Origin of the sequence: Planktothrix tepida PCC 9214 (genome assembly GCF_900009145.1) — a bacterium.
Lineage (GTDB): Bacteria > Cyanobacteriota > Cyanobacteriia > Cyanobacteriales > Microcoleaceae > Planktothrix > Planktothrix tepida.
This window is the reverse complement of record NZ_LN889812.1, coordinates 353,847-365,881: the sequence shown is the minus strand read 5'-3', so window position 1 is coordinate 365,881 and position 12,035 is coordinate 353,847. Positions and strand designations below refer to the sequence as shown.

Here is a 12,035-nt window from a genome sequence, read left to right as displayed (position 1 = left end):
GACAGGAGGATTGAGTGGCATCGGGTGAGGGAGAAACTATCGAAATTATTGAAGCAGATATTATTGATTCAACAGTTGAGGTAGGAAGTGGTTGTATTTGGCGAGGGAAGGGTCAAGAGCCTCAATGGGATAATGCTAAATCAAGTAAAGCTTACGATCATATTATCCGCCATCATGGTTCCAAGCTCAAATCCAGTAACTTACAAGGAAGATCAACAAGTACAAATCAGGATCAAGGACAATGGTTAAATGTTCAAGATTGGGTAATAGCAGAAAAGTTAATCCCTAAATATTATGGGCAGTACATTATTAAGTTTAATCGTCCGATTGGTAGAGTTTATCATTCTGATAGCAGGATTACTGAAAACGTTTATTATGTTGAAATTGGGAGAAAGTATGACGGAACAATTAAATATGCTTATCCAGTTGTTCAGCCTAAATAAAAATAAGTCAAAGCTAGGTAAATTAGCATGAAAGAAATAACGAATTTTAGTTTTAAAATTGATGATCAAAATGTAGAAAATTACGCCTTACCTCCAGAAGATCCATTAGGAGAATTATCTGATTTTGAATTAGGGTTACGACGTTTTTGTTATGAGCATAATCAACGAGTTATCTGGGAAATTGGTGAGATCCAGTTTACTGTATTTTTTGACCCTGATATTTGTATGTTATTTGAAGATCGCTTTCCCGAAAAAATTGGTCAATTAGAACAGGGTCAAAATATTCGGATAGATTTTGTTGAAAGTTGCCATATTACGGTTATTTTAACCCATGAGGGTGAGCAGCTTAATTGTCAATTAAGGGAGTTTAATGATCAGTACAATCAGTATAATTATAAGTTGGATAAACAGCAAGTTTTAGCAGGGTTAAGAGCAATTCTGGGGGGGTTAATGTTATTGGCTTCGCAACAAGGTTATATCACGATAGAAGATATGGCAGAGTTTATTAAACCAGCTTTTTCTTCCCCCATGACAGTCTAACACGCGAAACTTTTGAGTAGGTTTTAAAGCATTTCAAATTGGTTCGCCCTGCGGTAAAATATGGGCTAGAACAATCTAGAAAATAACAAAACCCAACTATCAATGACTTCACTACAAGAACCAGCCAAACATCTCAAAGCTAAAGGTATGAAACCAGGGGGTCGTCGCCCTGCGAAAGAACTCTGTAGCGAGTGCGGTCTGTGCGACACCTATTATATTCATTATGTGAAAGAAGCTTGTGCGTTTCTAAATCAACAAATTGCTGAATTAGAAGCAGAAGCTCACGGACGTCGCCGCAATTTAGACAACTGGGATGATGTTTATTTTGGAGTGCATCAAGATATGATGCAAGCTAAGAAAAAACAACCCATTGAAGGGGCACAATGGACGGGAATTGTGAGTACCATTGCCATTGAAATGCTGAACCGAGGGTTAGTTGAAGGGGTGGTTTGTGTTCAAAATTCAAAAGAAGACCGTTTTCAACCCCAACCTATAATTGCTAGAACCCCGGAAGAAATTTTAGCTGCTAAAGTTAATAAACCTACCTTATCCCCCAATTTATCAATTTTAGAACAAATCGAACAGTCCAATTTAAAGAAACTGTTAGTGATTGGGGTGGGCTGTCAAATTCAAGCTTTGCGGGCGGTTGAGAAAGAATTAGGATTAGAAAAACTCTATGTCTTGGGAACGCCTTGTGTTGATAATGTCACCCGTGCGGGATTGCAAAAATTCTTAGAAACGACAAGTAAATCCCCAGATACTGTTGTTTATTATGAATTTATGCAGGATTTCCGAGTTCATTTTAAACATGAGGATGGTTCTGTAGAAACGGTTCCATTTTTCGGGTTAAATACAAAAGAATTAAAGAATATTTTTGCCCCCTCCTGTTTGAGTTGTTTTGATTATGTCAATTCTTTGGCGGATTTAGTTGTAGGATATATGGGGGCAACGTTTGGGTGGCAATGGATTGTAGTTCGCAATGAAACCGGACAATTCATGTTAGATTTAGTTCGAGATCAACTCGATACTCAACCTGTTATCGCTCAAGGCAATCGCAAACAAGCGGTGCAACAAAGTATTCCCGCCTATGATAAAGAAGTTACATTACCGATGTGGGCTGCTAAATTAATGGGGGTAGTGATTGATAAAATTGGCCCCAGAGGGTTAGAATATGCTCGGTTTTCGATTGATTCTCACTTTACTCGCAATTATCTGTATGTCAAACGGAATCATCCTGAAAAGTTAGACGCTCACGTTCCTGATTTTGCTAAAAAAATTGTAGAACAATATCATCTACCGAATTCCTAAACCCAAAAAACCACGCATAAGTTTGAAAATACTTGTGTGTGGTAGAATACAATTAATGAAATTGACGAAGATACCCATCAATTCTCTCAGGTAAACCTATAGCCTGGATTTGGAGTGTTTATTGGGGATTTTGAGCTAGTTTAAGGCCCATGAGGGGGACTGCTAAAATTAGCAACACCAACCAAGGTGCTAGAACTAAACTCGCTAACAAACCAACCAAAGCAATTCCCCTTGCAATAACCTGAACGATTTCTTCGTTGGTGCTAACACTCAGTAAAGCTGCAAAAATGGAAATTGCAAGGGATAACAAAGAAGGTACTAACATCACTACCAACCTTTCATTTGAGGTAAAACAGTGTTGTGCGTTCCTTCGGGAAAATTCCCTACTTCCGTCTTCTCCAAACAACTAAAATATCACCCTCCTGTTTAGTGCTTGGGGGAGATGAACGATTTACTATTGATTTTTATTATTAAAATTATACCACGTTTAAGAAAAAAATATATAGCGGAACAGGGAACAGGGAACAGGGAACAGGGAAAGACGGAAAAAAATATTAGGAAAAACAATAAACCCCTGTAGAGACGCGCCATGGCACGTCTCTACGGTGTGTTGAAGGGAAGTTTAACGTTTTACTAACTTCTTGCTGAGTTTGCGTAGACGAATAGATTCGGGTGTAACCTCCACCAATTCATCAGAGCTAATGTATTCTAAGGCTCGTTCTAAACTCATATCCACAGGGGTTTGTAACTGAACAAGTTCATCTCCGGTGGCGGAACGATGGTTTGTCAATTGTTTGGTTTTGCAGACATTGAGTTCTAGGTCTTGAGGACGGTTGTGTTCACCGACAATCATGCCTTTATACACCTTAGTACCGGGCTTAATAAAAAACACCCCTCGGTCTTCAGCATTTTTCATGGCGTAGAAGGTACTGACTCCTTCTTCAAAGGAAATCAAGACCCCGTTACGACGGGCTTCAATATCTCCCGATAAGGCCCGATATTCGAGGAAACTGTGGTTCATAATGCCTTCCCCACGAGTCATCCGCATAAATTCCCCTCGGAAGCCAATTAAACCCCGTGCGGGAACAACAAACTCTAACTGAGTCCGTCCATTACCGCCAACGTGCATATCCTGCATTTCCGCCCGTCGTTGACCTAAGCGTTCAATACAGCTACCCACGCCTTCTTCGGGTACGTCTAAGACCAAATATTCAAAGGGTTCAAAGGGTTGACCGTTGACTTCCCGATAAATCACCTGGGGTTGGGAAACCTGGAACTCGTACCCTTCCCGACGCATAGTTTCAATTAAAATACCGAGGTGTAGTTCTCCCCGTCCTGAGACTAAGAATTTATCCGGGGAGTCGGTTTCGTCCACACGCAAAGCAACGTTTGTTTCTAATTCTCGCATTAAGCGATCGCGTACTTGCCGCGATGTCACGAAAGTTCCCTCTTGTCCCGCAAACGGTGAGTCATTCACCGAGAAGGTCATTTGTAAGGTCGGTTCATCGACTTTAATTAAGGGTAACGCTAGAGGTTCATTGGGACAGGTAATCGTTTCCCCAATATTAGCATCGGCAAATCCAGCCACCGCTACAATATTTCCAGCAGATGCCTCTTGCAGTTCAATTCGTTTTAAGCCTTCAAATCCCATTAATTTGGTAATTTTGCTCTTAACAATACTACCGTCTTCTTTCATTAAGGCAGCTTGTTGTCCGGCTTTAATCACGCCATTATGAATTTTACCAATCACAATGCGCCCGACATATTCAGAATAATCGAGGGTGGTGACTTGCATTTGTAGGGATTTTTCCACATCTCCCACTGGGGGTGGAACATATTCGAGGATATACTCAAACATCGGCTGCATATCTGAGCTTTCTTCCTCTAGGCTGCGTTTGGCAAACCCCCCTAAACCGGACGCAAATAGATAGGGGAACTCGCATTGGTCATCATCGGCGCCGAGTTCGAGGAATAAATCTAAGACTTTATCAACGGCGGTGTGGGGGTTGGCGCGAGGACGGTCAATTTTGTTAATCACAACAATAGGCCGTAAACCCTTTTCTAAGGCTTTTTTGAGGACGAAGCGGGTTTGAGGCATGGGCCCTTCGTTGGCATCAACGATTAAAATACAACCGTCCACCATGCCTAACACCCGTTCTACTTCGCCCCCAAAGTCGGCGTGACCCGGAGTATCGATAATATTAATAATGGTGTCTTTATAGCGAACTGCGGTATTTTTGGAGAGAATGGTAATACCCCGTTCCCGTTCAATATCATTAGAGTCCATGACACAATCTGGAACCTCTTCCCCTTCACGGAAAATGCCAGATTGCTTGAGAAGTGCGTCCACTAAGGTCGTTTTGCCGTGATCGACGTGGGCAATAATTGCAACGTTGCGAATGGGAAGAGACATAAGATTGGGTCTTGTAACCGAGTTTTGCAAGAAATTGAAAAAATTTCAAATATCTTAATAATTATAGCAGGGAACCGGGAGCACTAGACAGCTTAACGGGAAGAAAAACCTATTGAGGATCTCAGGAGTGATGTTTCTCGGCTACAAGCTCAGGACTTCCGCAAAAGCCGGGTTTCTGGAAGCGATCGCAAATATCCCTAGAAACCGGGTTTCTCATTGAGATTAATTACCACAAATCAAGATATCTATAGAAACCGGGTTTCTGATGGCGATCGCAAATATCCCTAGAAACCGGGTTTCTCACTAAGATTAATTGCCACAAATTAAGATTTCTACAGAAACCCGGTTTCTGGAAGCGATCGCAAATACTCCAGTAGCGTTGACTTATCGAGGTCTATAATTATCGTTTGCTTTTTCTGCGCGAAGGGTTGCCAAATCTTGCCAAAAACTTTCCCGTGTCACCTGTTTTAACAAGGTTTCTCTGTCTTTTGTATAGTCACCTCGCCCCCAATTAAATTCTTGTAGAAAACGAAGGGTAGCAACTTGACCTAAGTGTTCAACTAGAATTTGATAGCCTTTTTCTCGAAGTTCAAGGGATGTCATCGTTAGATTCTCCTTTGGTTTGAAAAACAGACATTAGCCAAATGACAGGATTTGAGATAGTAACATTAATTTGATTCATCTGTTTGTTAATCTTTTAACAGATCGGGTTTATTTAGAAACAAGCGATCGCACTTTCCCATATTATCAAATCCCCGAATGCGATCGCAAATATCCCAAGAAACCGGGTTTCTAATTAAGATTAATTGCAACCAATCAAGATATCTTGAGAAACCCGGTTTCTGCTACTCCAACCTAACCCTATCGTGCCTCCCACAATTTAATCGTCGTGTCACAACTCCCACTAGCTAACGTCCGACCATCGGCACTGAAGGCTACAGACCACACCCAATTTGAATGTCCGGTGAGAGTAGCAATTTGCCGTTGACTCTGCACATCCCACAACTTTATCGTGTTGTCCATACTCCCACTAGCTAACGTCCGACCATCGGCACTGAAGGCTACAGAACTGACATACTCTGAATGTCCGGTGAGAGTAACAATTTCCCGTTGGCTCTGCACATCCCACAATTTAATCGTTTTATGACTCCCACTGGCTAACGTCCGACCATCGGGACTGAAGGCTACAGAGGTGACAGTATTTGAATGTCCGGTGAGAGTAGCAATTTGCCTTTGGCTCTGCACATCCCACAATTTAATCGTCTTGTCCTGACTCCCACTGGCTAACGTCCGACCATCGGGACTGAAGGCTACAGAGTAAACCTGATTTGAATGTTCGGTGAAAGTAGCAATTTGCCGTTGGTTCTGCACATCCAACAATTTAATCGTTTTATGACTCCCACTGGCTAACGTCCGACCATCGGGACTGAAGGCTACAGACCAGATACCAAAAGAGAGTATAGACCAGAAACTAGATGAATATCCGGTGAGAGTGGCAATACAGATAGGGTTTTGCCAGGATACTTGAGGTGAGGGTGTCGGTCGTGGGGTTGACTGTGGCGGTGGTGGCGTTGATAACTTTGGCGCTGGTTGTGGTGGTCGTATTATCTGTAAATTCTGTAACACCTGATCAGCAGAAGAATAACGATCTTTAATATCTTTTTGTAATAGCTGATCGATAACTTTCCTTAATTCTGGACTCAGAGGTTGCTTTAAATATTGTTGCCAATTTTTCGTCCAACTGTAACCTTCATCTGACCATAATTCCAGAGGTGAAATTTTAGTCAATAGATAAAAACAAGTCACCCCTAAACTATATAAATCACTGGCGGGGTAGGCTTCTCCCCCTTGCATTTGTTCCCGACTTGCATATCCATCAGAACCAACACGGGTTCCGACTTGAGTATGGATCACAGTTGCGGATAAATCTTTCGCTACCCCAAAATCAATTAACACATATTCCCCATTCCGACGACGCATAATATTATCGGGTTTGAGGTCACGGTGAATCACCTTTTGCTGATGAATAAATTCGAGAACAGGTAACAAACTGATTAATAAGTCCTTAACTTGCTGTTCTGTCCAAACCCCTTGTTTTTGTAAGATTTTATCTAAAGTTTCCCCTTCAATATATTGCTGAACTAAATAGAGTTGATTATTTTCAGAAAAATAAGCCGATAATGCCGGAATTTGGGGATGATGTCCCAGTTGTTGCAGTTGTTTCGCTTCCCGTTCAAATAATTCTAAGACTTTTGTTCCTGGGTTATTAACAACTAACTGTTTAACCACACATTTCTCATTCAGTTTATCCCGATCTTCCGCTAAATAAGTCCGACCAAACCCCCCTTTACCCAAAAATTTGATCATGCGAAACCGTCTGTACAGCAAGTCGGGCATGGGGACACCGCAGCTTTGACAATAAACCGTATTATCGGGGTTGTCTGGGTTCTGACATTGGGGGTTGATGCAACATTTCATTATCGTAGAGGGTTGAGAATTTTATTAGGATTTTGTTTAATTTTATACGAGTCCTACAATTAATTTTACTGCATTTCTGACAAACGGTTAAAAGAGAGTTAGGAAAATTAATAATAGTTTAGGGATTTTGGGGAGAAATCTTGAGGTAAAATGCGATCGCTATAACTCTGATATCAATTGCAGGTGTTAGGGCGAGAAAACCTCGCCCCTACAATTTGTTGATCTAATTTTTCTATGCAATATTTCTGTCATTCTGAGCGGAGCGAAGAATCTTTACTATTGTTCAAAACCCACAGAGATACTTCGTTTCACTCAGTATGACATTGATCAGTAATTAAACTTCTATACTATTAAACAAACAGATTCCGGCCATTCTCGACACCAAGATTTCATTTCACTAACAATAGGAAGATGAATTTGATTCCAACTAAATAAACCGGGGTTAATTTCAGGATAGGAACCGAGATGAAATTGAACCTCCCCAGGAGATAAACCACTTTCTACAAATTTAAAGGTTAATGCTGAGGAATGAACTTGTTTTTTGAGTTGGTTTCTTAACCAATTTCGATGAATAATTCCCGTGTAGGTACTGCGAAAACTTCCGGCAAATTTTTGACAATTCCACATGACTAAATTACAAATTAATCCTAGAGTTTGTTCATCGGTAAAGGGTAATTCTTTAAACTCTTGTAAAAAATTTTCAATAATAAACTGATCAATAAAAATGCTATTCTGATAAGATTTTAGAATCGGATTAAAAAAATCCATATTTTCAGATTCATCCGTACAAATTAATAGCATTTCTTCAGGAGGAAAAATTTCTTTTAACGTTTTTAAAACTAAATAGGGATGATCTTCTTCTCGATGGGGAATACAGTTACGATAATCTGTTAGACGAATATGAATACCATTATATTGTCCGAGGGTTTGAGAAATTTTATCCGCTAAATTACGATAAATCGGTTTAAATTGAATCGCTTCCATCAACGAATAGAGGGAAGGTGAGGGAAGATAAAAAAATCGGGAATAATACGCTAAATTACAAGCACTAAATTGTAAAATATCCTGTTCTACATCCTGTACAATTATTCGATTTTCAGCAAAGTTTGATAAAACTTTAGGGTCAATGGTAATATTATTAGGGACAAAAATAGCATTAACTAATCTCACATCACTATGATAATGGCTGAGATTTTTACCTTGGGTTTCTGCTAAAAATTCTGAATAAGTTAAAATCGGAATGGGAAGTTGATCAACTAAATCTAAAATTGTTGGTAAGTTATCAATATTAATAATATGTTTCCGACTTTCAGGAACCGATAAAAAATATCCTCCCCGCACGGGTAAGATGTTCTTTTCTTCTCCCACTGAACCGTAAAAGACTAATTTCCGTTGGGTTAAATAAGCTAATCCTACGGCTATTTCTAATCCCATTAAGTTATTATTTAAACCGGATTCATAATCTTTATATAACAAATAACGTGAGGTCATGGAATTGAACGTTAAGAGACTTTAGCAGAAGATAAGTTTAATAGTTTACCTTGAGCAGATTCTAAAATAGCATCTCGGATAAAAGCAGTGGCTTCCAGAATTTCTAGCCCAATTAATTCTCCCTCTGCATTTAATTCGGCTGTCATATTAGGGCTGATTTCAATACTTCCCGTTTCCGGTTCATCGGAGAATTTCAAATGCAGAATATCTTCTTGTTCAAAATAAGTCATTTTTGTCGGATTCATAGATTACAAATCTCCCAGTTTTTAAACGAAATCGAACTTGTTGCCGGGTGGTTACATGAATCGTCACAGGAATGATTGCATCTGAGTTTTCTTCATAAGGGATGAGAACCAAGTCATTATTGTGTTTACCCAATACCACCAAACGGCCTGTAGAACTATCATAATACTTTTCTGCTGAAAACCTCAAAATTTCTTCAACTTGTCTGAGATCAAAGCCTCTTAATGTAGCTCGATACTGAATATAATCAGACCAGATAATTTTTTTAACCATGAACTATTCTACTCTAATTCTAGTCTATCATATCAACGAATATTTTTTAATCAAATTTGAGTTGTTCTTTCTGGTTCAGAACAATAGTTTAACAAAATGCGATCGCAAAAAAACAGTGTTCCCGCCGCCACACAAACCGGAATTGATAATAAATTTAAAAACGGAATTACCACTAACCCAAAGCAAACTAAGGCAAAACTCCCACTGGCGGGAAAGGTGCGAATAATCATCTTTAATTTATCTCTAAACCGAAACCTTCTTCTTTCCATTGGAGAATCTAAAAAGTCTAAACACACAATGGTTGAAGCTAAAGTAATACCTCCTATTGTAAACAATAATGTTCCAAAACCGGGGATAAAATTCAATAAAAGTAAAGGGACTCCGATTAAAATTTGTAACCCTAGTTTTTTTAATTCATATAAAATTGCTCGTCCAATATCCTGAACTGAACTGGTGAGGGTTTGGGGAGGTAATACTGCGGGTTTTCCCGTTTGCAATTCCTCAACCTTTTCTGAGAGTTGACCATACCAAGGCGCGCCTAAAATTCCTCCAAACTGTAATAGCAGAAACCCAATAATTAATAAGAGTCCTGTAACTAACCCCACCCGCAATAGCCATCCTAAAACACTGGCTAAAATATCTAAATAGTGCAACCATTGGGGTAAATTAGCGACCCATTCATCAATTTGAGTTCCTAAGTTTAACACGATTTTATCAATTTCATTTAATCCAGGTACTACTAATCCAAAATAGAGGAAAATCCCGACGATAATATTAACAATAACTGGAAAAATCACATATCCTCTTAAGGGCGGATTGTTATAAAATAACTTCAATGCTTTTAAGGGATAGGTTGCACCTGTAATTAAACTTAGGGGGGTTTCCAACAAAGGATTAGGAGGTTGTAAAGGATTGGAGTTCATATAATATTAATTGAGATGCTGTCTATGCTGTTCTTACAGACCCAACTGAGGTGGGTAAAAACCCACCTTTTGCGGTTAAATTTTCCAAACCCAACCATAGCGATCGGGTACTTTTCCAGTTTTAATCGCTTCTAATTGTTCTAAAATAGATTGACCATATTTGCGTTCAGAAATCGGAGGTAAAATTAAATCCCGTCCTTGATATCCAATTTTAGAAACATGAGCAATTGTCGCAGCAGTTCCCATTCCGAATGCTTCTTGTAAAATCCCTTTGTCATAAGCTTCTGCTACTTCTTGAATGGAAATTAACCGTTCTTCAACTTTAACTCCTTGATCTCGGAATAACGTTAACACACTATCGCGCGTAATTCCTTCTAAAATCGTTCCCGTTAATTGAGGCGTTACCACAACATTATCAATCACAAAAGCTAAATTCATGGTGCCGCATTCTTCCACATATTTTTTGTGAATGCCATCCAGCCAAATCACATTATCATACCCTAATGCTTTAGCTTCTTTATCGGCTAATAAACTCGCTGCATAATTTCCAGCACATTTTGCCGACCCTGTGCCCCCTTCACAAGCTCGAATATATTTATCAGTAACGATTAATTTAACAGGTTCGGAATAATAAGCTCCCACTGGACAACTCATAATAATTAAAGTATAATGAGTTGAGGGTTTTAACCCAATAAATTCATCGGTCGCAAAATACAACGGACGAATATATAAACTTCCTTCGGATTCAGGAATCCAAGCGGAATCTAAACGAATTAATTCCTTTAATCCTTCCATAAAAATTTCTTCTGGAATGGGGGGCATACACAGTCGGTGAGCCGATTTATTAATTCGTCTAAAATTAGCATCGGGTCTAAAAATCAAGGTTTCTCCCGTTGCACTTTTATACGCTTTCATCCCCTCAAAAACAGCCTGACCATAGTGCAGAACTGCCATTGCTGGAGTCATGGTCAAGTTACTATAGGGCATAATTTTTAGATCTTCCCAAGTTCCATTATCATAAGTAGCCACAAAAATATGATCACTGAAAATTCGACCAAAGGGAATATGATGTAAGGGTTCTGAAGGAAGTCGGGAATGTTCTGTTTTTTGAATGTTGAGTTGGTGATTCACTGTTTCCATTGTCGTTTGAGTTGTTAGAATTATTGTTTTTTAGAGGATAACGCTTTTCGAGTCTTAGGAAACCCCAACACCCCCTATTCTTATGCTTTAATAATCAGGATAGGAATAGAGGGGTGGAATCTCATCTGAATTAATCACGATCATTTTTAGCAATCACCCAAACAGCATGAATGATTCCGGGAATAAATCCAAGTAGAGTCAGCAGGATGTTCAGCCAAAATGCGCCCCCAAAACCAACGGTTAAAAACACGCCCAAGGGGGGTAAGAAAATAGCAGCAATCAAACGGATAAGGCTCATATCACTTGATTATGATTTTTATTGATATTTTAGCAATTTTTTCATTTAGAATAGGTAAACTTCTATAAACTCTTAAACCTTATCCCCATGCTACTTGATCTTTTTCCCTTTGAATTTCATTTTGACCCTACCCTGATTGCAGGCGCAACCCTATGGTCTTTAGCGTTGTATTGGGGCTTCTCTCCCGTGAGTGAATGGGTGATACACCAATTAAATCGTTGGTTTAATTATGCCGAACGAATGTTATATACTTCGGAAGCCGAATATGAGCGCACCCGTAAAGGTCGAGAGTCACAAAATGCGTTTTATGCGTCTTTGTTTAGCATTGTTCCCTTTTTAATGGTAGGAGCGTTATTGAATTGGGGGACTGAAATTGCTTTAGATAAAAGTTGGTCAATTAGTGTCGGAATTATTGCTTGTCTGAGTGGGGGAATTTATGAGTTAGGCAGACAAGATGGAAAAAAAGGAATTAATTCTTAATCCTT

At 39.3% G+C, this 12,035-nt stretch carries 15 protein-coding genes and 1 riboswitch; of the genes, 4 read left to right on the top strand and 11 right to left on the bottom strand.

Annotated features, from left to right (window positions below):
• Positions 1-14 precede the first annotated feature (14 nt).
• The 3 genes from PL9214_RS21500 to PL9214_RS21490 all read left to right on the top strand — a co-directional run bounded on the left by PL9214_RS21500 (position 15) and on the right by PL9214_RS21490 (position 2,291).
• Positions 15-443, top strand: coding sequence for a hypothetical protein (locus PL9214_RS21500; RefSeq protein ID WP_072720778.1), 429 nt, complete (start codon positions 15-17; stop codon positions 441-443).
• A 27-nt stretch (positions 444-470) separates the two neighbouring features.
• Positions 471-983 carry a hypothetical protein gene (locus PL9214_RS21495; protein ID WP_072720777.1) on the top strand — a complete coding sequence of 171 codons (513 nt, stop codon included), beginning with the start codon at positions 471-473 and terminating at the stop codon, positions 981-983.
• 102 nt (positions 984-1,085) lie between these two features.
• On the top strand, positions 1,086-2,291 hold the full coding sequence (locus tag PL9214_RS21490) for a Coenzyme F420 hydrogenase/dehydrogenase, beta subunit C-terminal domain (protein ID WP_072720776.1): 1,206 nt from the start codon (positions 1,086-1,088) through the stop codon (positions 2,289-2,291).
• Positions 2,292-2,409: 118 nt separating this feature from the next.
• On the opposite strand, the gene PL9214_RS21485 is transcribed toward PL9214_RS21490, so the two are convergent.
• The 11 genes from PL9214_RS21485 to PL9214_RS21440 all read right to left on the bottom strand — a co-directional run bounded on the left by PL9214_RS21485 (position 2,410) and on the right by PL9214_RS21440 (position 11,550).
• Positions 2,410-2,616, bottom strand: coding sequence for a hypothetical protein (locus PL9214_RS21485; protein WP_072720775.1), 207 nt, complete (start codon positions 2,614-2,616; stop codon positions 2,410-2,412).
• Positions 2,617-2,650: 34 nt separating this feature from the next.
• A riboswitch (Glutamine riboswitch) is annotated at positions 2,651-2,742 on the bottom strand.
• Between the two features lie 171 nt (positions 2,743-2,913).
• Entirely contained in the window at positions 2,914-4,704 is a 1,791-nt protein-coding gene (gene typA, locus PL9214_RS21480) for a translational GTPase TypA (protein WP_072720774.1), read from the bottom strand.
• Between the two features lie 384 nt (positions 4,705-5,088).
• Positions 5,089-5,307, bottom strand: coding sequence for a hypothetical protein (locus PL9214_RS21475; protein WP_072720773.1), 219 nt, complete (start codon positions 5,305-5,307; stop codon positions 5,089-5,091).
• A gap of 86 nt (positions 5,308-5,393) precedes the next feature.
• Entirely contained in the window at positions 5,394-5,516 is a 123-nt protein-coding gene (locus PL9214_RS32775) for a hypothetical protein (protein WP_281250355.1), read from the bottom strand.
• A 49-nt stretch (positions 5,517-5,565) separates the two neighbouring features.
• Positions 5,566-7,182, bottom strand: coding sequence for a serine/threonine-protein kinase (locus tag PL9214_RS21470; RefSeq protein ID WP_072720772.1), 1,617 nt, complete (start codon positions 7,180-7,182; stop codon positions 5,566-5,568).
• 342 nt (positions 7,183-7,524) lie between these two features.
• On the bottom strand, positions 7,525-8,673 hold the full coding sequence (locus PL9214_RS21465; protein WP_072720771.1) for an O-fucosyltransferase family protein: 1,149 nt from the start codon (positions 8,671-8,673) through the stop codon (positions 7,525-7,527).
• Positions 8,674-8,684: 11 nt separating this feature from the next.
• Complete coding sequence (locus PL9214_RS21460; protein ID WP_072720770.1) at positions 8,685-8,918, bottom strand: DUF2283 domain-containing protein; 234 nt, start codon at positions 8,916-8,918, stop codon at positions 8,685-8,687.
• On the bottom strand, positions 8,890-9,189 hold the full coding sequence (locus tag PL9214_RS21455; protein ID WP_072720769.1) for a hypothetical protein: 300 nt from the start codon (positions 9,187-9,189) through the stop codon (positions 8,890-8,892). Before PL9214_RS21455 ends, PL9214_RS21460 begins: the two co-directional genes overlap by 29 nt.
• A 50-nt stretch (positions 9,190-9,239) precedes the next feature.
• On the bottom strand, positions 9,240-10,112 hold the full coding sequence (locus PL9214_RS21450) for an EI24 domain-containing protein (protein WP_072720768.1): 873 nt from the start codon (positions 10,110-10,112) through the stop codon (positions 9,240-9,242).
• A 75-nt stretch (positions 10,113-10,187) separates the two neighbouring features.
• Complete coding sequence (locus PL9214_RS21445; RefSeq protein WP_072720767.1) at positions 10,188-11,252, bottom strand: branched-chain amino acid aminotransferase; 1,065 nt, start codon at positions 11,250-11,252, stop codon at positions 10,188-10,190.
• Positions 11,253-11,382: 130 nt separating this feature from the next.
• Complete coding sequence (locus PL9214_RS21440) at positions 11,383-11,550, bottom strand: YqaE/Pmp3 family membrane protein (protein ID WP_072720766.1); 168 nt, start codon at positions 11,548-11,550, stop codon at positions 11,383-11,385.
• A gap of 87 nt (positions 11,551-11,637) precedes the next feature.
• On the opposite strand from PL9214_RS21440, the gene PL9214_RS21435 reads away from it, so the two are divergent.
• On the top strand, positions 11,638-12,030 hold the full coding sequence (locus PL9214_RS21435) for a hypothetical protein (protein ID WP_072720765.1): 393 nt from the start codon (positions 11,638-11,640) through the stop codon (positions 12,028-12,030).
• Positions 12,031-12,035 lie beyond the last annotated feature (5 nt).

Bases quoted from the DNA above. Each gene is read 5' to 3' on its own strand.
- PL9214_RS21495 (WP_072720777.1), top strand. From the start codon at position 471: ATGAAAGAAATAACGAATTTTAGTTTTAAAATTGATGATCAAAATGTA.
- PL9214_RS21490 (WP_072720776.1), top strand. From the start codon at position 1,086: ATGACTTCACTACAAGAACCAGCCAAACATCTCAAAGCTAAAGGTATG.
- PL9214_RS21485 (WP_072720775.1), bottom strand. From the start codon at position 2,616: ATGTTAGTACCTTCTTTGTTATCCCTTGCAATTTCCATTTTTGCAGCT.
- typA (WP_072720774.1), bottom strand. From the start codon at position 4,704: ATGTCTCTTCCCATTCGCAACGTTGCAATTATTGCCCACGTCGATCAC.
- PL9214_RS21475 (WP_072720773.1), bottom strand. From the start codon at position 5,307: ATGACATCCCTTGAACTTCGAGAAAAAGGCTATCAAATTCTAGTTGAA.
- PL9214_RS21470 (WP_072720772.1), bottom strand. From the start codon at position 7,182: ATGAAATGTTGCATCAACCCCCAATGTCAGAACCCAGACAACCCCGAT.
- PL9214_RS21465 (WP_072720771.1), bottom strand. From the start codon at position 8,673: ATGACCTCACGTTATTTGTTATATAAAGATTATGAATCCGGTTTAAAT.
- PL9214_RS21460 (WP_072720770.1), bottom strand. From the start codon at position 8,918: ATGAATCCGACAAAAATGACTTATTTTGAACAAGAAGATATTCTGCAT.
- PL9214_RS21455 (WP_072720769.1), bottom strand. From the start codon at position 9,189: ATGGTTAAAAAAATTATCTGGTCTGATTATATTCAGTATCGAGCTACA.
- PL9214_RS21450 (WP_072720768.1), bottom strand. From the start codon at position 10,112: ATGAACTCCAATCCTTTACAACCTCCTAATCCTTTGTTGGAAACCCCC.
- PL9214_RS21445 (WP_072720767.1), bottom strand. From the start codon at position 11,252: ATGGAAACAGTGAATCACCAACTCAACATTCAAAAAACAGAACATTCC.
- PL9214_RS21440 (WP_072720766.1), bottom strand. From the start codon at position 11,550: ATGAGCCTTATCCGTTTGATTGCTGCTATTTTCTTACCCCCCTTGGGC.
- PL9214_RS21435 (WP_072720765.1), top strand. From the start codon at position 11,638: ATGCTACTTGATCTTTTTCCCTTTGAATTTCATTTTGACCCTACCCTG.